The 18,835-nt window shown below is 53.8% G+C and carries 18 protein-coding genes; 4 read left to right on the top strand and 14 right to left on the bottom strand.

Going from position 1 to position 18,835, the window contains the following annotated elements:
• The first annotated feature begins 27 nt into the window (after nucleotides 1-27).
• Complete coding sequence (gene dinG / locus CKK19_RS09880) at nucleotides 28-2,205, top strand: ATP-dependent DNA helicase DinG (RefSeq protein WP_023299642.1); 2,178 nt, start codon at nucleotides 28-30, stop codon at nucleotides 2,203-2,205.
• On the opposite strand, the gene CKK19_RS09875 is transcribed toward dinG, so the two are convergent.
• The 5 genes from CKK19_RS09875 to CKK19_RS09855 form a co-directional block, all read right to left on the bottom strand.
• On the bottom strand, nucleotides 2,192-2,695 hold the full coding sequence (locus tag CKK19_RS09875; protein WP_023299643.1) for a fimbrial protein: 504 nt from the start codon (nucleotides 2,693-2,695) through the stop codon (nucleotides 2,192-2,194). The two genes, dinG and CKK19_RS09875, sit on opposite strands and share 14 nt — an antisense overlap.
• A gap of 5 nt (nucleotides 2,696-2,700) precedes the next feature.
• Nucleotides 2,701-3,690 carry a fimbrial protein gene (locus CKK19_RS09870; RefSeq protein ID WP_022647513.1) on the bottom strand — a complete coding sequence of 330 codons (990 nt, stop codon included), beginning with the start codon at nucleotides 3,688-3,690 and terminating at the stop codon, nucleotides 2,701-2,703.
• Nucleotides 3,691-3,712: 22 nt separating this feature from the next.
• Nucleotides 3,713-6,256: a fimbria/pilus outer membrane usher protein gene (locus CKK19_RS09865; RefSeq protein WP_154819174.1), complete on the bottom strand. Its 2,544-nt coding sequence runs from the start codon at nucleotides 6,254-6,256 to the stop codon at nucleotides 3,713-3,715.
• 22 nt (nucleotides 6,257-6,278) lie between these two features.
• Entirely contained in the window at nucleotides 6,279-6,953 is a 675-nt protein-coding gene (locus CKK19_RS09860) for a molecular chaperone (protein ID WP_022647515.1), read from the bottom strand.
• Between the two features lie 69 nt (nucleotides 6,954-7,022).
• A complete protein-coding gene (locus CKK19_RS09855; protein WP_063854361.1) occupies nucleotides 7,023-7,559 on the bottom strand; it encodes a fimbrial protein in 537 nt (178 codons plus the stop codon).
• A gap of 256 nt (nucleotides 7,560-7,815) precedes the next feature.
• Between CKK19_RS09855 and ybiB the strand changes: the two genes are divergently transcribed.
• Entirely contained in the window at nucleotides 7,816-8,778 is a 963-nt protein-coding gene (gene ybiB, locus CKK19_RS09850) for a DNA-binding protein YbiB (RefSeq protein WP_022647517.1), read from the top strand.
• A gap of 116 nt (nucleotides 8,779-8,894) precedes the next feature.
• Here the strand turns inward: ybiB and ybiJ are convergent, their stop codons facing one another.
• The 3 genes from ybiJ to mcbA all read right to left on the bottom strand — a co-directional run bounded on the left by ybiJ (nucleotide 8,895) and on the right by mcbA (nucleotide 10,089).
• Nucleotides 8,895-9,155, bottom strand: a complete 261-nt coding sequence (ybiJ, locus tag CKK19_RS09845; protein ID WP_003858474.1) for a DUF1471 family protein YbiJ — start codon at nucleotides 9,153-9,155, stop codon at nucleotides 8,895-8,897.
• Between the two features lie 285 nt (nucleotides 9,156-9,440).
• Complete coding sequence (locus CKK19_RS09840; RefSeq protein ID WP_063854362.1) at nucleotides 9,441-9,707, bottom strand: DksA/TraR family C4-type zinc finger protein; 267 nt, start codon at nucleotides 9,705-9,707, stop codon at nucleotides 9,441-9,443.
• A 118-nt stretch (nucleotides 9,708-9,825) separates the two neighbouring features.
• Nucleotides 9,826-10,089 carry a DUF1471 family periplasmic protein McbA gene (gene mcbA / locus CKK19_RS09835; protein WP_022647519.1) on the bottom strand — a complete coding sequence of 88 codons (264 nt, stop codon included), beginning with the start codon at nucleotides 10,087-10,089 and terminating at the stop codon, nucleotides 9,826-9,828.
• A 242-nt stretch (nucleotides 10,090-10,331) separates the two neighbouring features.
• Here mcbA and rlmF point away from each other — a divergent pair, with 242 nt between their 5' ends.
• On the top strand, nucleotides 10,332-11,243 hold the full coding sequence (rlmF, locus tag CKK19_RS09830; RefSeq protein WP_023305741.1) for a 23S rRNA (adenine(1618)-N(6))-methyltransferase RlmF: 912 nt from the start codon (nucleotides 10,332-10,334) through the stop codon (nucleotides 11,241-11,243).
• Between the two features lie 43 nt (nucleotides 11,244-11,286).
• On the opposite strand, the gene ybiO is transcribed toward rlmF, so the two are convergent.
• The 6 genes from ybiO to rhtA form a co-directional block, all read right to left on the bottom strand.
• Nucleotides 11,287-13,497, bottom strand: coding sequence for a mechanosensitive channel protein (ybiO, locus tag CKK19_RS09825; RefSeq protein ID WP_063854363.1), 2,211 nt, complete (start codon nucleotides 13,495-13,497; stop codon nucleotides 11,287-11,289).
• Nucleotides 13,498-13,617: 120 nt separating this feature from the next.
• Nucleotides 13,618-14,340, bottom strand: coding sequence for a glutamine ABC transporter ATP-binding protein GlnQ (gene glnQ, locus CKK19_RS09820; protein ID WP_022647522.1), 723 nt, complete (start codon nucleotides 14,338-14,340; stop codon nucleotides 13,618-13,620).
• Complete coding sequence (gene glnP / locus CKK19_RS09815; RefSeq protein ID WP_010428919.1) at nucleotides 14,337-14,996, bottom strand: glutamine ABC transporter permease GlnP; 660 nt, start codon at nucleotides 14,994-14,996, stop codon at nucleotides 14,337-14,339. The genes glnQ and glnP overlap by 4 nt, the downstream gene beginning before the upstream one ends.
• 93 nt (nucleotides 14,997-15,089) lie before the next feature.
• Nucleotides 15,090-15,833: a glutamine ABC transporter substrate-binding protein GlnH gene (glnH, locus tag CKK19_RS09810; protein ID WP_063854364.1), complete on the bottom strand. Its 744-nt coding sequence runs from the start codon at nucleotides 15,831-15,833 to the stop codon at nucleotides 15,090-15,092.
• A 361-nt stretch (nucleotides 15,834-16,194) separates the two neighbouring features.
• Entirely contained in the window at nucleotides 16,195-16,698 is a 504-nt protein-coding gene (gene dps, locus CKK19_RS09805; protein WP_000100801.1) for a DNA starvation/stationary phase protection protein Dps, read from the bottom strand.
• A gap of 298 nt (nucleotides 16,699-16,996) precedes the next feature.
• Nucleotides 16,997-17,884: a threonine/homoserine exporter RhtA gene (gene rhtA / locus CKK19_RS09800; protein WP_063854365.1), complete on the bottom strand. Its 888-nt coding sequence runs from the start codon at nucleotides 17,882-17,884 to the stop codon at nucleotides 16,997-16,999.
• 355 nt (nucleotides 17,885-18,239) lie between these two features.
• On the opposite strand from rhtA, the gene ompX reads away from it, so the two are divergent.
• The gene (gene ompX / locus CKK19_RS09795; RefSeq protein ID WP_003858450.1) at nucleotides 18,240-18,758 is read left to right on the top strand and encodes an outer membrane protein OmpX; all 519 of its coding nucleotides are present in this window, start codon (nucleotides 18,240-18,242) and stop codon (nucleotides 18,756-18,758) included.
• Nucleotides 18,759-18,835 lie beyond the last annotated feature (77 nt).

Raw genomic sequence — 18,835 nt, 5'->3', positions numbered from 1 at the left:
TGTTTATACAGTATTTCAGGTTTTCCGATGGCTTTAACCGCTGCGCTCAAGGCGCAAATTGGCGCATGGTATAAGGCGCTACAACAGCAGATCCCCGATTTTATCCCCCGAGCCCCGCAGCGGCAGATGATTGCCGACGTGGCAAAAACGCTCGCCGGGGACGACGGGCGACATCTGGCGATTGAAGCCCCGACCGGCGTCGGGAAAACCCTGTCGTATCTTATTCCCGGCATTGCCATCGCGCGGGAAGAAGATAAAACGCTGGTGGTCAGTACCGCTAACGTGGCCTTGCAGGATCAGATCTTCAGCAAAGATTTGCCGCTGCTGCGCAAAATTATCCCCGATTTACGGTTTACCGCCGCCTTTGGTCGCGGGCGCTACGTCTGTCCGCGCAATCTGGCGGCACTGGCCAGCAGTGAACCCTCCCAACAGGATCTGCTCGCGTTTCTTGATGACGAGCTGACGCCAAACAACAAGGCGGAGCAGGAGCAGTGCGCAAAGCTGAAGGCCGATCTCGACGGCTACAAGTGGGACGGCCTGCGGGATCACACCAACCAGGCGATCGGCGACGACCTGTGGCGCAGGCTCAGCACCGATAAAGCAAGCTGCCTGAACCGTAACTGTCACTACTATCGCGAGTGCCCGTTCTTTGTCGCCCGGCGTGAGATTCAGGAAGCGGAGGTGGTTGTCGCCAACCACGCGCTGGTCATGGCTGCACTGGAGAGTGAAGCGGTCCTGCCGGAGCCCAAAAACCTGCTGCTGGTGCTCGATGAAGGTCATCATCTGCCCGACGTGGCGCGAGATGCGCTGGAGATGAGCGCGGAAATTACCGCCCCGTGGTTTCGCCTGCAACTGGATCTGTTCTGCAAACTGGTGGCAACCTGCATGGAGCAGTTCCGCCCGAAAACCACGCCGCCGCTGGCGGTTCCGGAGCGGTTGAGCGAGCACTGTGAAGAGGTGTACGGCCTCATCGCCTCGCTGAATAACATCTTTAACCTGTATCTCCCCGCCACCCAGGAGGCGGAACACCGCTTTGCGATGGGTGAGTTGCCGCAGGAAGTGATGGAGATTTGCCAGCAGCTGGCGAAGCACCTGGAAAAGCTGCGCGGGCTGGCGGAGATGTTCTTAAACGATCTCAGCGAGAAAACCGGTACTCACGACGTGGTGCGTTTGCACCGCATTCTGCTGCAAATGAATCGTGCGCTGGGGATGTTTGAAGCGCAGAGCAAACTCTGGCGGCTGGCTTCGATGGCGCAGGCGTCCGGCGCGCCGGTGACTAAGTGGGCCACCCGCGAAGTACGAGACGGGCAGGGACATCTCTTCTTCCACTGCGTGGGCATCCGCGTGGCCGATCAGCTGGAAAAGCTGATCTGGCGCAGCGTTCCGCACGTGGTAGTGACGTCAGCGACTCTGCGTTCCCTGAACAGCTTCTCAAGGTTGCAGGAGATGAGCGGCCTGAAAGAGAAAGCGGGCGACCGCTTTGTGGCCCTGGACTCGCCGTTCAACCACTGTGAGCAGGGCAAGCTGGTCATTCCGCGCATGAATTATGAGCCGCTTATCGATAACGAAGAGCAGCATATTGCGGAAATGGCGGCCTACTTCCGCGAGCAGGTTGAGAGTAAAAAATACCCCGGTATGCTGGTGCTGTTTGCCAGCGGTCGGGCGATGCAACGCTTCCTGGAGCACGTCACGGATCTGCGCTTACTCCTGCTGGTGCAGGGCGATCAGCCGCGCTATCGGCTGGTGGAAACCCACCGTAAACGCATTGATAACGGCGAGCGCAGCGTGCTGGTGGGGTTACAGTCCTTTGCGGAAGGGCTTGATTTGAAAGGCGACTACCTGACGCAGGTGCATATCCATAAAATCGCCTTCCCGCCCATCGACAGCCCGGTGGTGATCACCGAAGGCGAATGGCTGAAAAGCCTTAACCGTTATCCGTTTGAAGTGCAAAGCCTGCCTGCAGCGTCGTTTAACCTGATTCAGCAGGTCGGGCGCTTGATCCGTAGCCACGGCTGCTGGGGCGAGGTGGTGATTTATGACAAACGACTGCTCACCAAAAACTACGGCCAGCGGCTGCTGAATGCGCTGCCGATCTTCCCGATTGAGCAGCCGGACGTGCCGGAAGTAAAAAAACGCCCGACAAAACTGGCTGCCGGGCGTCGAAAAAGCTTCCGTGCTAAGGGGCGCGGTCCTACTGGTAAGTGAAGGTCACCTGGATCACGCTGCTGAACGTGCCGGCAGAGATGGGCATCGAGGTGGCGTAATAGCGTGCGGCCAGCGGGAACGTGGCCGTGTGGTCTGACGGGTTTATGGCAGCGTTAAAGGCGGCCTGCGGGGCAATCAGTATCTTGTCCTGACGATCTGCCAGCTCCAGTGCCAGCCCCTTTGCGCTACCGAGATTGGCAAATTTGGTGGGATGGGTGCTGTCGGCCTGACCGTAGAAAAAGGCGGTGGCAAGCGCCAGCGTGGCCGGGCAGTGCGACACCGAAAGGGAAAAGTCCTTCCACTCGCCGGTATCGCCCACGTCTTTAAAACTACCCGATGCCGCCTGGCCTAAGTCCACCGTCAGGTTGCGGCTGGCACTGTCAATGACGCACGTGTTGGCGTAAATGTTACCCGTCATCTGGATCTGTATATCATCGGCGTGGGCCTGGGCGATCAGCCCCAGCGCGAGAATCAATGCGGTTTTTTTCATGACGTTCACTTATAAGCGAGGGTGATGGTTGCCACAGTATTGGCTGGCCCGGGGGTGACTACATTGCTGACCTGCTCGTAGCGAACCTCAAACGGGATCACCAGCGTTTCGTTGGCTACGGCCTGATTTTGGGTACTTACATAGGTACCGAAGGTGGCGAGATGGTCATCAAATAGCATTCTTACTCCGACGCCTGTAGCCATGCCGGTCTGCTGCGTGAGTTTGATCACCCCCTCAAATGCTGTGTCATATCCATTCGCGCTGGTGATTTTTAGCTCAGGCTGTACGGTTGTGTCACAGTTGACGGTGATATTAAATTTTTGAGCAGGGCTGGATAAAAAACCTACGCTGATGAAATCACTGACGGGAAAATCGCCCAAATTAACGGTGAGATTTTTCGGTAAAACGGAGCAGGTGACCTGATGAAGAATAACATTACCTGCATAGGCGATGTGGTTAGGGTTGCCGATCCCTTCATGGCCGAAAACGCCAATGCCAAATTCGGTTTGAGACTGCACCAGCGTACCGGATGTCACGGTGTCACTCGTTTTAACCAGCTCAAGCGTTATTTCAAAGCTAAAAGTCTGTGTTCCATCGGTAGAGACGTAGCCAACAGGCGTTCCACGTGAATCGCACTGCACGCCGCCAGCGCCGCTAATTCGCTGCCCGTGATCATTCATCAATGCTACGCCAATCCCCGGCACACCGGATTCGTATACCCCCCTGAGCCCTGGCATTTCCGCTCCGGTGCCGTAGTAGCAGGAGACAATCTCCAGGCCGCTGTCGGTACTCTGATCGCAATGCCCGGCAACATGAACGCTCTGCTCTGTACCCGGGATAGTTGCGCCAACTGCCAGCGTCGTCGGGACAGAAATGGATGCCACGTTGATCATTTTGGGGAGATCCGGCGTGGTGCAGGTCGCCTTCGCATGCGGCATGAATAACGCAGCGGTTCCCAGAATCAGTAAGAAAAAGCACTGTTTAATCATTTGCATAATGTTTTGCCTTTAGGGGAGATCAGTGACACTGCGCGGCAGCGTTAATGATGCTGGTTTTCGCTTTCTCATCCGTGAGCACATAGTCAGCGACGCAATGCTCGTTTGCCTCCTGTCCCCAGGAAACGCGGAGATGCCCTTGCTGTGGCAGACCCGAGAGATAGGTCTGGCCATCATTCCCGACGATAAATTCGCTGTCTTTGTCCTCGGTGGTAACCGTTGCGCCGAACGGCAGCGGTTTACCGTTTTGCGTGAGCGTCATCAGGACGCGATTGCCCACGCGCGTCGTGAAGCTGGCGCGCACAATGGCTCCGCGGGTTGGCGTCACAATTTGTGCCGCATGGGTGACGTCGGCGTCCTCCGGCAGCGTTTCCGTATCCAGCGCAATAGTGTTGTGGCGATACGCGGTGACGAACGGTACGACGGTGTAGCCGCGGAAGTCGGTTTCAACGCCGGTCTGGTTAGTGATATGCGTGCCGTGCGTACCCGGGGCTTTCACGAGCGCAATGGTCTCACCGAGCGGCTGGCTTAGCGTGATGCCGTTTGCATGGGCAATCACGCCTCCCTGCAAGCCGACGTTCAGTGTTTGCTGATATTTATCCTGACTGACGCCACCGCTCACTTCACCGTATGTCGCTTTGTAGTCGGCGTTAACGCTGGTGGAGTTACCGCTGCCGGTGCTGCTCAGCCCCTCCTGGAGATTCCAGTTCAGGTTGTCTTCTTTCAGGGCCGTACCGTTCAGGCCGATGTTCTGCGTGGTGCCATCTTTCGTGTTGTTCAGGTTGTACGTGGCCCAGGTGTTATGCATCCAGCGATCCAGCGGAACCGAAACGCTCAGCGAGAACTGGTTGTCGTTCGTCACCGCATTACCGTCCAGATCGCTGTCGTGAGTGTTTTTATTCATGCTGTAGCTAAGGCTGTAGCTAACGCCGTGCCAGCTGTTGTTGTAGCTGACGCTCATGGAGGTCATGTCCTGGTTCTGGCTCCAGTAGGTTTCCTTCACCATGCTCAGCGTGACCGATCCCCAGCCTTCTGGTAGCGTCTGGTCGATGGTGGCTTCGGTACGGGCGCGGCGCTGCTGTGGCGCAGACCAGTTGTCGGCGCGGGTATACGACTCCATGGTGTCGTCCAGGGTGTAAAACCCCTTGCTGTTGTAGCGATAGCCCGCAAGCGAAAAGTTGGTGCCTGAACCGGCGAAATCTTTGCTGTAGCGTACGCGCCACGATTTGCCTGTGCTGGACTGCTGTTTTTTCAGCAGGGCTCTGGCGCGAGTCACGTCAATGGAGAACGCCCCTAAATCACCCATGTTTTTCCCGGCGCCTATCGCCTGCGACTGATAATGACTGCTCTGCTGTACGCCGCCGTAGGCCGTGAAGCCGTGGGGTAAACCATAGATGGCGCTCCCCTGAGCAAACGGGGTCTTTTCAACATCTTTGTCATAAGAACGATAACGCCCGGCAGTTGCGCTGTAGCGCAGGTTTTTTTCACGCTGCAATACCGGAACGGAGGCAAACGGCACCACGAAATGGCTTTCGCTGCCGTCAGTTTCTTTCACCGTGAGCTGGAGGTCGCCGCTGCTGCCGGTGGGGTAGAGATCGTTAATTTCGAAGGCCCCCGGCGCGACCGTGTTCTGATAAATCACGTACCCGTTCTGGCGCACCATCACCAGCGCGTTGCTGTGGGCGGTGCCACGAATAATAGGCGCATAGCCTTTTTCGCTGTCGGGAAGCATGTCGTTATCGGATTTCAGCTCCACGCCGGTGTAAGGGACACTGTCAAAAACATCAGCAGGTGATGAGCTCTGGCCAACGGTGATATCGCTTTTCATCGCCACAATATCGCGTTGCGCATAGGTATAAACGGAGGTGAATTTCTGTTCCTCCTCATTGCCTGTGGTGCTGCGATTCCAGGTGGAATAGTTGCGAAGGCGCCATGCGCCAACGTTTAAACCCGGACGCAGGTTCACGTACTGGCTACTGCTATCCTCTTCACCCTGCTGGCGCGCATGGCTCTGGCTGGCGTTGACGCTGTAATTAAGCAAGCCCGCGTTGATCCCTTCGTCAAACTCTTTCGGGTCGATGTAACCGCGTGGCACCTGTCCGAGCGCCTTTTGCGGAATGCTCAGCAGCAGCTGCTGGTTGCGAACGTGAAAGATTGCAGATGAAGCAGGGATGACACCTAGATCGGCACACTGGCCTTTGGCCATGAGCTGAGGAAACTTTTGGGTCTTGATACCGAGGCTTTTTAACTCACCCATGCTAAAGCAAGGTTGTAACGTGTCGTTGCCCTGCGAATCTTTCTCAAGCGTAAAGGTCACGTTGCGGGTATCAATTTTATTATTATTGATAAACACCGCGACCTCATATTTCCCCGGTGCCTGGCCGGGACCTTTTTCATAGACGGACAGATCGGTTTTACCCTGCTGGGGATTATCTATATCCAGCAGGGCGGGGTTAAAATAATCATCAGCCATAACCTGCTGCGCAAAGATGGCTATTGCCAGGCCACAGAGAATGACCAGCAATGAAGACATTCGGCAGGTGAACGGCTTTTTGTGGCTGTACATGATTATTTTATTACCGGAACAATTAATGAACGGATTTCGACCAGGAATGGCTGATGCTGCCGTAATCATTAATAATGGAATACGTCACGTTTGAGCCCCCGACATTACCCGGTATGGCAAAATGTGTTTCTGATTTCGGAACAGCCCAGGTCGCTTTTGTGACTTTCTGACCGTTAAGCGTGACGGTCTGGAAATTCATATAGAAAGGCGTAGGGTTATTCACCACCAGGTCGTTACCTTCGCGATGCCATTCAAGCTTATCCGCCACATCTTCTGGTCGGCCTTTTACCGCGGACGGGCGATACAGCAATTTAATGCGGGTATTAATGGCAATTTGCAGCGTATTTACTCCCTCAACGTGTTTTGAGGAAGGGATCGCTTTGATATTCAACCAGTACAGAGATTCCCTGTCTTCCGGTAAATTTCCGCCCGTGCGTACCACGCGCAGAACGTTATCTTCTTTTGCATCCAGACGGAAAAGCGGCGGGGTGATCAGGAATGGGGCTTTGGCCGGGTTTTTACCGCCAGAATCGACCCAGGACTGTACCAGATAATCCGTCGTATCTGGGTTTGACAGGCCAAGAGATGATTCCTTTTTATCTCCTTGATAGACCAGCCGGGTACCATTAATCACGACGCCCGCATGTGCAGAGGCTGCTATCAGTAAAAGAGTGCTCAGTAAATAACCGTGGCGCATAAAGATTTCTCAATAAATAGAAGAGATATTAATGCCCGCAAGAGCATTAATATCTCAGGATTGATAAGATCAGTTATAAATAACGGTGAAAGTCGATACAGAGTTGGCAGGGCCTGCGGTAATGGCGGCCTGAGTTTGAATATAACGCGCACCGAATTCCAGGTCGTTAACTGCCGTGCCGGAGGCTAAAGGATATTGCTGCGAAGGCGTATACAGAGTGACAGGCTGCCCGGAAGCATCCATCAACTGAATGGCTACACCGGTTGCCGCATCGGTATCTGGCGTTAATGCCAGCGCGGCATTATTATCCGCATCCGGGGTACCACCGAAGTTAATCGCAGCCGAGGTCACTGTTTCCGGACAATTGGTTAACTTAATATTAAACTTCGTTGATGTGCTGGTAGAGCCTGCGCCGGTAAATACCGTTTTAGACACCTTACCCAACTGAACGTTTAATGGATTACTTAATCCATTCACGACCTGGCAAGCAGAATCGATAATTTCACCGGTGAAATTAATCTGACCTTCACCGTTAGTTGCCGCAAATGCGGATGCAGAACATCCCACCGTTGCGGCGATAAAAAAACCTAATGCAACCTTGTTCATAGTTAATCCTGATGTGATTCTGGTAAAAGCGTTGCCTGGACGTTTTTACCGTTGACCCTTAATGATTTTTCGATGTTTATTTAATCAAAAAAAGGGTCGCTGCGGATCTTTTGTCCCAATCACAAATAATGTAAATAGTGCTTGAGTTTAATTTTTTTATATGAAAACAGCAGGTTGATAATGATCACAAAACACTATCGGGTCTGTGTTCATCGGGCTATATTGTTAACAAGATAATGCAGTCAGGAGAAATGTCGTGGATTACCGCAAAATTATCAAAGAGGTAGGGCGTGGGAAAAACCACGCTCGCGATCTGGACCAGGAAACAGCCCGCGCGTTGTACACGCATATGCTGAATGGCGACGTGCCGGAACTGGAAATGGGCGGCATTTTGATTGCGCTGCGTATTAAAGGGGAAGGTGAGGCGGAGATGCGCGGCTTTTATGAGGCCATGCAGTCGCAGACCATGCGCTTAACCCCGCCCGTCACGAAGCCGATGCCAATTGTGATCCCGACCTACAACGGCGCGCGTAAGCAGGCAAACCTCACGCCGCTGCTGGCTATTCTGTTGCAGAAACTCGGTTTCCCGGTAGTAGTGCATGGCGTGAGCGAAGATCCGACGCGCGTGCTGACAGAAACCATCCTGGCGTTGTTAGGTATTGAACCGACCCTCCATGCCGGTCAGGCACAGGCAAAGCTGGAGGGGAATCAGCCGGTCTATATCCCCGTTAGCGCGCTCTGCCCACCGCTGGAAAAGCAGCTGGACATGCGCTGGCGCATGGGTGTACGTAACAGCGCTCACACCCTGGCGAAGCTGGCGACGCCGTTTGCCGAAGACGCCGCGCTGCGTCTTTCCAGCGTCTCCCATCCGGAATACGTGACGCGAGTCGGGCAATTCTTTGCCGAAATCGGTGGACGCGCGCTGCTGATGCACGGGACAGAAGGCGAGGTTTACGCCAACCCGCAGCGTTGTCCACAGCTGATGCTGATTGAGCCCGCCGGGACGCGGGTCGTTGTCGAACGTGGGGAAGAGAACAGAGATGCGATCCTGCCTGAGTCGAAAGATCCGCAGGTCACCGCGCGCTGGATTGTGCAGTGTCTGGCCGGGAAGGTGCCGGTTCCGCAGTCAATCAAGCTGCAAATGGCCTGCTGCCTGCTGGCTGCAGGGGAAGTCGAGTCCGTGGAAGCCGGGTTGCAGCGCGTGGCGCAGTCATTTTAAGCAAAAAAAAGCCCGTCCAGTGGCGGACGGGCAAACAAGGGTAACAACAACAGGGTCAATGAGGGTTGGAGCATCTCACCAGAGGGTATGGCGAGGGTGGAGCATAATTTGTTCGATTACTTGTAGATAACCGCAGTACCGCTCAGTTTGTTATTACCGTTAGTGGAAGTGATGGTGTATCCACTTGCGCCCGCGGCGGCAGCTTTTTCAGCCAGTTTTGCTTCCAGACCGTCCAGCGTGGTCGCGCCTTCAGCACTCACCACACCGATTTTGTTCAGATCCTGTGCCTGAGTAGAGGAGACTGGCTCTACAGCGAAAGCGCCGAAAGACAGAGCGGACAGGGCAACAGCGGCAACAGCATATTTGATGGTTTTCATAGGTCAATTCTCGCAGGTTATTCTGTTAAGGGGACGATGTTCCGTCGATGTGATAAGTATCACGCTTTTTAGCGGAAGATAAAATCGAAGAGAATTGACGTGGTTGGTCAAAAAAATTGAATGACAAATAACTTATTGATTATTAATAAAATCAGAAGCGCAATTGACACTTCTTGCGGATACGCTTTACAGACACAATCAGAAGGGCACGTTTTGCTACGCGCTTCGCTGAAAGTCGTGAGCGTAAAGTAAACTGTTGGTGCGGTTAACTACGGTAAAGGAAAGTCAACGTAACTGGCTGTCTTTCGTTCCTCTACGATTATATCCTGAATGTGAAGCATTTTTTGAATCTTTCTCCTGCTGACAGGTGATGCAAAGCCGTACTCCGGGAATGGCTTTACGTCGTGCCTCAGGAATGGGATCCCCGCACTCTTCGCATTCCGTCAAACTTTCGCCGCGCGGAATTTCACCGCGAGCACGCGCAACCGCATCTTCAATGGTACTGTTGATCTGTTCGTTAACGGCGTCGTCATTCGCCCAGCCGGAAGCCATGATGTTCTCCTGAAAGGATCAAGTCATGCATTTTAATATGGGGTGAAAAAACGCACAGTCAAGGCGCAGGCAGAGAGAACTGCATCTGCCGGACAGATGCAGTTTGGAAGGCGGTAAGTTATTTATAGATAGTCGCGGTACCGTACATATGGTTATCGCCACCGGCGGCGTTCACCACGAAGCCTTTAGCGCCTTCCTGACGAGCTTTTTCGGCCAGCTTGTCCTGAAGGTCATCAAGGTTGCTTGCCCGGCTGACAGAGACCGTCCCGGCCGCGCGTAGCTGGCTGGTGTCGGTACTGTCGGTCAGAGGTTGAACGGACAAGGCAGAGAATGATGCGCCTGCCAGCGCACCCGCAATAATAAAGGTCAGATACTTTTTCATAATCACATCCTCAGGGGAAACAACAGGTGATTCCTGTTAAGTTTAGAAGCCTGATGCGTGTGATTTAGCGCAAAAATTTGATGATGATCTGCTTATTTTTTGAACGATAAATTCTGACAATTTGTTGACAGATCATAGACATACAGGTCGCTGATTTTTGTCGTTTTTTTGTGCGACTCAGACAGATATTTACCCCCGCGCCGTCACAGGGTATCTTACGCGGCTGTTTAAAGGAGAATGCCATGACTTCCCACAAGCCGGGATTGCACCCGCGTAACCGCCACCGTAGCCGCTACGATATGAAAGCCCTGTGTCTGAGCTGCCCTGAATTGCAGGGTTTTATCGTTCAGACACCAGCCGGTGAACCGTCGGTAAACTTTGCCGATCCGCTGGCGGTTAAAACGCTGAACAAAGCGCTGCTGGCCCATTTTTATGGTGTGACGCACTGGGACATCCCTGATGGCTTTCTCTGCCCGCCGGTCCCGGGCCGTGCGGATTACGTCCATCATCTTGCCGATCTGCTGGCGGATGACCACGATGGCGTAGTGCCGAAACAGGCTACCGTCCTTGATATCGGTACGGGCGCGAACCTGATCTACCCCCTGATAGGCGCACATGAGTACCAGTGGCGATTTACCGGCAGCGAGATCGGTGATGAGGCCTTCGCCAGCGCGCAGGCCATTATCAACGCTAACCCGGGGTTAAGCCGGGCCGTACGTCTACGTCGTCAGAAGGATGCCGCTGCTATTTTCAACGGCATAATTCATAAGAACGAACAATATGATGCCACCCTGTGCAACCCGCCATTCCACGACTCCGCCGCGTCCGCGCGTGCGGGAAGTGAACGCAAGCGGCGTAACCTGGGCCAGGCCGAAGATGGCGCGCTGAATTTTGGCGGCCAGCAGCAGGAGCTGTGGTGCGAGGGCGGGGAAGTGGCCTTTATTCTGCGCATGATTGCCGAGAGTAAAGGCTTCGGTCGTCAGGTGAAATGGTTTACCACGCTGGTCTCTCGTGGCGATAACCTGCCGCCGCTTTACCGCGCGCTGACCGAAGCCGGCGCGGTGAAGGTGGTCAAAAAAGAGATGGCGCAGGGTCAGAAGCAGAGCCGCTTTATTGCCTGGTCCTTTATGGACGATAACAAACGTCGCAAATAATCGTTTCTCGGGCCGGGAAAGGCGAAGCCGCCACCCGGCTCGGTTACAGCGTCGGCTCCTGCGGAGGGAGCGGCGAAGCGGGCGGCGACAATACCTGATACGTCTGCACCGGCGCTCTCACGTTCGCCAGATCGAAGTGTTTTTTCACCATGCTGTCGAGAGCAAAGCGCACCGTCCACTGCTTAAGCGGCTGGGTGGTGAACGACACGCGCAAGGTAAAGGCAGTGTTTGTCAGCCCGACGATGCCCGCAAACGACGGCTCACCAATTACCAGCCCGCGAATATCCTCCATCTCCATCAGTTCGCTCACCGCATCCCGCAGCGCCTGTTTCGCCTTATCTGCATCTTCGTGACGATCGACATCATAATTCGCCACCACCGAACCAATGCCGCGCACAAAGTTGGCAAAGGTGGTGATCGATGACCACGGAATAATGTGGTACGCCCCGGTATCCTGACGTACGCCGACGGAGCGAATGGACATCCTCTCCACCGTGCCGGTAAGCGGTCCGATGGTCACCAGATCCCCGGTGTTCATCCCGTTCTCAAACTGGATAAAAATGCCGGTGATAATATCCTTCACCAGCGTCTGCGAACCAAAGGAGATCGCCAGTCCCAGGGCACCGGCACCCGCCAGCAGTGGGGCGATATTTACGCCGATTTCCGACAACACAATCATGATGGTAATGGTGCTAATGATCACCGCCAGCGCGTTGCGGAACAGCGTCAGCAGTGTGCGGGCGCGGGCGCTTGGCAGGGGCCTGCCGTGGACATCCGACACCAGACGGTTTTCGATAAGGCTTGCCAGCAGCGTCCAGCCGACGGCGGAGAAGAACAGGATCAGCGCGATACGAATAAGAATATCGACGGTCTTTTCCCCGGCGCCGTTATGCAGCCAGTTCCAGAAATCAAACAGTCCCCACGCATTCAGCAGCAGCATAATTGCCACGCAGACCGTCAAAATACGCGCCACCTTCAGCGACACCGATGTCCAGCCATTTACCCGTTTTTGCAGCTCGGGGTAATTACGCTGAACCTGCGGCGACAGGGTGATCGTCTTCGACAGCCAGCGGGAGAGCAGGCCAGAAACAAAGGCCGCGATGCCGATAATCGCCAGGCTTTTGAACGTCGCCCCCATCATAAATTTCAGGCTGTTGCCCGGATCGAACAGCGAGAAGAAACACAGCACAATAAAATAGGCGCTGGCCAGCCAGTGCCACACCAGCGCAAAGGCGCGAATAAAGAGGCTGAAAAAGGAGAGGGAGCGATCGGCCAGGTGAAGCAGACTGTCGGTGATCGCTTTTTTATTGTGGAAGATGAGGTACAGCGCCCAGACGGTAATACAGAGCATGATCAGCACGTTCGCCAGGGCCCCGAACTGCACGTTAACCTGGTTGGAAATAATCGGGACGGCGACCAGCAGGCCATAGCCGATCAACCCGCTCAGCACGCTGAGCCGAACCGCCCAGTATTTGGCGCTCCGATCCGAAATGGCGAACGGGCGAAGTTCCGGCACGCGCGGACAGAATATTAACCGCAGGAGCGCCTTAAAGAACTCGATCAGGGCAAAGGCGTTCAGGAACAACCCCTGCTGAAAGGCGATGGTTTTGTTCCCGGTATTAAGACGGTCGGCCAGCATCTGGCCGACAAACAGCGTCAGCGCCAGCAGCAGCAAATCGATGATAAAGGCCCCGGTAATCATTGCCGGAAGATGCAGCCAGCTGCTTTTATGCTGATTCTTTTTACGTCCCCAGTGGCCCATCTTCCGGTAAAGCGGCCAGACAGACAGGCGCAACAGCCAGTAAAAAATGAATACCGCGGCGGCCAGAATAGAAAACTGGGTCGCGGCTGCAGAAAAGGTGTGGGGATTAAAAGGCTTATGCGAGGTGCCAACAAGGTTGCGATAGAGCTGGGCAAAACGCGACGACAGGGCTTCCCCGTAGCGGCGACTGATATCGGTGACGTTTTCCAGTACCGTCTTTTCGTCTTCGATTTCCGGCGGCGCGATAGTCGGAACCGGATCCTGAGGCGGTGTGGCGGCCACTTTCCTCAGCTGATCGATAAGCTCCTGCCGGGACGTGTCGTTCTCAAGCACGTCGGCAAGTGCGCTGTAAGCGGCTTTTTTCTTTTCAGCGTCGGGTTCTGGCGGCGCATTTTGCTGGGTGGCGGTGGCTCCGGTGGTGACGCCGGGAATGGTTACAGCAAGTGATGGCGCGCTAAACAGGGTAAACAGTAGCAACAGGATCCACGGCACGGCGTCCTCCGACAAAAATATCGTGCAAAATGATAAGTATAGAGCGCGCGGAGCGGAGGGGAGTTTTTGGGAACAATCCGGCATAAAAAAGCCGGGCATGCCCGGCTCTGTGTATGGCTGTCAGGAGACGTGTTGCAGGAACTCCTGGAGGCGCTGGCTCGGTGGGTTCGCAATCAGCGCCTGCGGATTACCGTCTTCCGCGATGCGGCCCTTATCAATGAAGATCAGACGGGACGCCACTTTTTCGGCAAAGCCGATTTCGTGGGTAACGATCACCATCGTCATGCCTTCTTCTGCCAGATCCTGCATCACTTTCAGCACCTCGTGACGCAGCTCCGGGTCGAGTGCGGACGTTGGCTCATCAAACAGCATCATCTTTGGCTTCACCGCCAGCGCACGGGCAATGGCCACGCGCTGCTGCTGGCCACCGGACAGCTCGGAAGGATAGTGGTGGGCACGCTCCGCCAGACCCACTTTCGCCAGCAGATCTTTTGCCAGCGTTTCTGCCGCCGCTTTGCTGGCCCCACGCACGCGCAAAGGACCGAACATCACGTTTTCCAGCGCCGTCAGGTGCGGGAACAGGTAGAACTGCTGGAACACCATGCCCGCTTCCTGGCGGATCAGGCGCTCGTCCACTTTCGGATCGTTCACCTTCAGACCATCGACGATCAAATCGCCGCTGGTGATCTCCTCGAGCTTGTTAATACAGCGCAGCAGGGTGGATTTTCCGGAACCCGACGGCCCGATGATCACCACCACTTCACCCTGCCTGATGTTCAAATCGATATTGTGCAGCACCTGGGTTGGACCAAAGTGCTTGGAAACATTTTTAAATTCAATCACAGGATTTTCATCCTTCTTTCAAGACGACGCAGAACAAAGCTCAGGACAAGCGTGATAATCAGGTAGACAACGGCGACCGCACTCCAGATTTCCAGGGCGCGGAAGTTACCCGCGATGATCTCCTGGCCCTGACGGGTCAGCTCGGCCACGCCGATAACAATAAACAGCGAGGTGTCTTTAATGCTGATGATCCACTGGTTGCCCAGCGGCGGCAGCATGCGGCGCAGCGCCAGCGGCAGGATCACGTGACGGATCGTTTCGCGACGGGAAAGACCTAACGCCAGACCGGCTTCGCTGAAGCCTTTATGAATCGACAGCACCGCACCGCGGGTGATTTCCGCAATGTAGGCGCCGGAGTTGATCATAATGGTGACGACAGCTGCGCTGAACGGGTCAATGCGCAGATCGTTGAAGGCCATCGGCAGGGCGAAGTAGATAAACATGACCTGCACCACAATGGGGGTGCCGCGGATCACTTCGATGAAAACCAGTGCGATGTGGTTTGCAATCCAGCCGCCGTAGGTGCGGGCGAAACCGGCCACCAGACCGATAATTAACCCGCCAACCAGACCGAGGACCGAAATCCACAAGGTCATTTTAGCGCCTTCAAGCAAGAGAGGAATGGCAGGCCAGATGGCGCTCCAGTCAAACTGCATGATGTATTCCTGTATACCGTGGTGAAAAACGAAAAACGTAGGCCCGGTAAGCGGTAGCGCCACCGGGCGTTACAAACCTGAAGTCAGGTGAAATTATTTAGGCTCGGTACCGAACCATTTTTTGTAGATTTCGTTATAGGTGCCGTTCTCTTTCAGGGTTTTCAGCGCGCCGTTAACTTTATTACGCAGGTCGTCGCTGCCTTTCGGGAACGCAATACCGTACTGCTGAGCTTCCAGAGAATCACCTACCGCTTTGAACTTGCCGTTACCGGCGGTTTTGATGAAGTAAAGGATGTTAGGCGTGTCGTGCAGCACCGCGTCTGCGCGGTTGGTGCCCAGTTCCATGTAAGCGTTGTCGATGTTCGGGAACTGACGCAGGTCTTTGGTTTTGATATTGGCTTTCGCGTAATCAACGGAACCGGTGCCGCTCTTCACGGCGACCACTTTACCGTCGAGATCTTTCACGCTTTTCACGTCGTTGTTATCCGCTTTCACCATCACCAGCAGGCCGCTTTTGTAGTAGCCATCAGAGAAATCGATAGCTTTTTTACGCTCTTCGGTAATGGTGATGCCCGCCAGCGCCAGGTCAACGTTTTTGGTTTGCAGTGCCGGGATAATGCCGCTGAAATCCATTGGCTTCAGGGTGTAATCCAGTTTGAGTTCTTTTGCGACAGCGGCCCACAGATCAACGTCAAAACCAACGTATTTATCACCCTGTTTGAATTCAAACGGTACGAACGCCGTGTCAGTCGCCACAACCAGTTTGTCGGCAGCCTGCGAGGACACCGCAAACGTCAGGGTAAGTGCAGCCAGTGAAACTTTTAATACAGACTTCATAGCATTTCCTTTTATATCCACGGGGCGATCCCCTGCGAGAACCTCAGGCACAATGAAAAAATCGTGCCAGTTTTACAAGCTGTTGTTTTGCAAAGGGGATAATGTCACGCATTGCACAAAAAGCGTGGCAATTCTGTCAGGTTGCACCAGAATGGAGCACCGTTTTGGTGCGCTTCGTTAAGGTCTTCTGACAGGGGGATATTTAGCGCAGAATCTGACGAAAAAACAATCTTCCGTTAACGGTTGTGTGAGGTGATTATTACATTTTATTCACTTTTGCGGCCGTTGCGGACAAAAGTGTGCACCATAAATGTGCAAAACCCCCGCCAGGGGCGAGGGTTATTCAGACAATCCGCAGGGATTATTCGATGTTTGACTCAATGAACCACAGGAACTGATCCAGGTCGCGTGACGCGGCAGTGAAGATATCAGCGGTGTCTTCATCTTTTGCTTCGCCAATCGCTTTACGAACATCATTCGCGACAATCGCATAACGGTCCGCCAGCTCTTTCAGGTGATCCTGAACGGTATGGATATCCAGCGGATAGCTTTTCAGTGGCGTTTTGCTGTTGATCACCTGCGTGGTACCCAGAGCCACACCGCCCAGCTGTACGGCGCGTTCGGCCATGGTATCCAGATGAGTCACCAGTGCTGTGCGGAAGCCATCCAGCATTTCATGAACGGCAATAAAGTTTGCACCGCGCATATTCCAGTGGGCCTGTTTGGTGATCAGCGAAAGATCGATGAACTGGACCACCTGGCGATTCAGCAGCTCAATGGTCGCTTTTTTATCGCTATCCGATACATCGTTACGGGTATAAAGCAGATTAGACGCTTTCGTTTTCACCAGTTTAGCGGTACTCATAATCTCATATCCTCTTGATGTTTGTGTCCCAGGTAATTACGGGATTAAGTATAGCACCGGATTTTTTCTCTGCGGTTTGGCGCTGCCTATCGGTTTAATAGCGAAAGGATGGTTGAAGTTTTAACTTAATGATTTTAAAGTTTTTTATATAAATTGATGCAGATCAATCTTAATTCGTTAAGTGACAAGGCGGGCAGGTGAAATATTTTGGCAATATTAGATAGTTTGTAAGAAATTATTTGAAGGGCTGACGAGACCTATATTCTGCATGGCCGGTAAGCCATGCAGAATTTAAGGGCTAGTTGAGGTCAATCTTATGTACTTTTGGTTCCGGGCGCATGGTCAATGTAGAGCCCATTGACGCCGCGATAATGGAACAGAGCGCCAGCGTCTGCACCAGTGTCAGGGTTTCGCCGAGGAACATCATTCCAGAGATGGCAGCCAGCGCGGGCTCCATGCTCATGAGCGTACCAAAAATACGCGTAGGCAGACGCGTCAGGGCGATCATCTCCAGAGAGTAGGGCAGCGCCGTGGAAAGAATGGCGACCGCCAGCCCAACCGGCAGGATTGACCACTGCCATATTGAGTCCGTTGCTTGTGCCATGCCGATCGGGACAAAGATAACCGCGGCAATCAGCGAGCCTAAGGCGACCGTCGCGGGGCCGTGCTCTTCGCCCGCACGCTGACCAGTGAGAATATACACCGCCCAGCACGCCCCTGCGCCCAGCGCCAGAGCGGCCCCTGTCAAATCGATTTGTGAAACGCTTTGGCCGAGCGGCAGCAGGAACCATAGCCCCAGCACGGCCAGTATGACCCAGATAAAGTCTACCGGGCGACAAGAAGAAAAGAGGGCAACCGCCAGCGGGCCGGTAAATTCAAGCGCGACCGCGATCCCCAGCGGGATAGTCTGAATAGAGAGGTAGAACATGTAGTTCATCCCTCCCAGCGCCAGCCCATAAAAAAGCAGAGGCAGTCGCTGCTCCTTTTTAAACCGTAGCCGCCAGGGTTTAAAGACAACCACCAGGATCAGGGTGCCTAATGCGATACGCAGCGCCGTGACGCCGGGCGCACCAATCAGCGGAAACAGCGATTTTGCCAGCGACGCGCCGCTTTGTATGGACATCATCGCGATAAGTATGACTGCCACCGGCATCCAGACCGACGATTTACGAGGTAAACCTGGCATCCTTTCTCCTGTCAATTTTTGTCAAAAGAGGTAAAAGTCGCAGTGTAATGGAAATAACCTGCAACGGTTGAGCTACTGTTGAAAAAAAATCCAGGGAAAATCCGTAAAATGAGAAAACGTTGCTGATTTTATCGCCTGAAAGATTAGGAATAATCTGGATGAACTAAATGGCGATGACGCGCACTATTAGCATTTACAGGTGAAAATCTGGAGTTATTTGAACGAGATAGCTGATGCTGGAAATGTTCTGTTACAGGAAAGGTCGCATTAGACATCGTGAATGACAAAGAGTTTCACAGATTTTTTTGATATATTTAAAACTTACGGACTTACTTGAAGCACATTTGAGGTGGTTATGAAAAAAATTGCATGTCTTTCAGCACTGGCAGCTGTTCTGGCTGTTTCCGCAGGTACCGCTGTAGCGGCAACTTCAACTGTAACTGGTGGTTACGCTCAGAGCGATATGCAGGGCGTGATGAACAAAACCAACGGTTTCAACCTGAAGTACCGTTACGAGCAAGACAACAACCCGCTGGGTGTGATCGGTTCTTTCACTTACACCGAGAAAGATCGTACTGAAAATGGCTCTTACAATAAAGGTCAGTACTACGGCATCACCGCGGGTCCTGCTTACCGCCTGAATGACTGGGCAAGCATCTACGGTGTTGTAGGTGTTGGCTACGGTAAATTCCAGCAGACCGAAAACCAGGGTCTGAACCGTACTGCAAGCAACAGCGACTACGGTTTCTCCTATGGCGCAGGTATGCAGTTTAACCCAATCGAAAACGTTGCTCTGGACTTCTCCTATGAGCAGAGCCGTATCCGCAACGTTGACGTTGGCACCTGGATCGCGGGCGTAGGTTACCGCTTCTAATCACTTCGGTGAGCCAGTAAAAAATCCGCCCAATGTGGCGGATTTTTTTTGTTTGTACCCTCTCCCCGTGGGCTGAG

The sequence above is a fragment of the Enterobacter sp. CCUG 70166 genome (assembly GCF_020224095.1).
In the GTDB taxonomy this organism is placed as follows: domain Bacteria; phylum Pseudomonadota; class Gammaproteobacteria; order Enterobacterales; family Enterobacteriaceae; genus Enterobacter; species Enterobacter intestinihominis.
The sequence above is the reverse complement of the archived record's forward strand: the minus strand, read 5'-3'. Positions and strand labels throughout refer to the sequence as shown.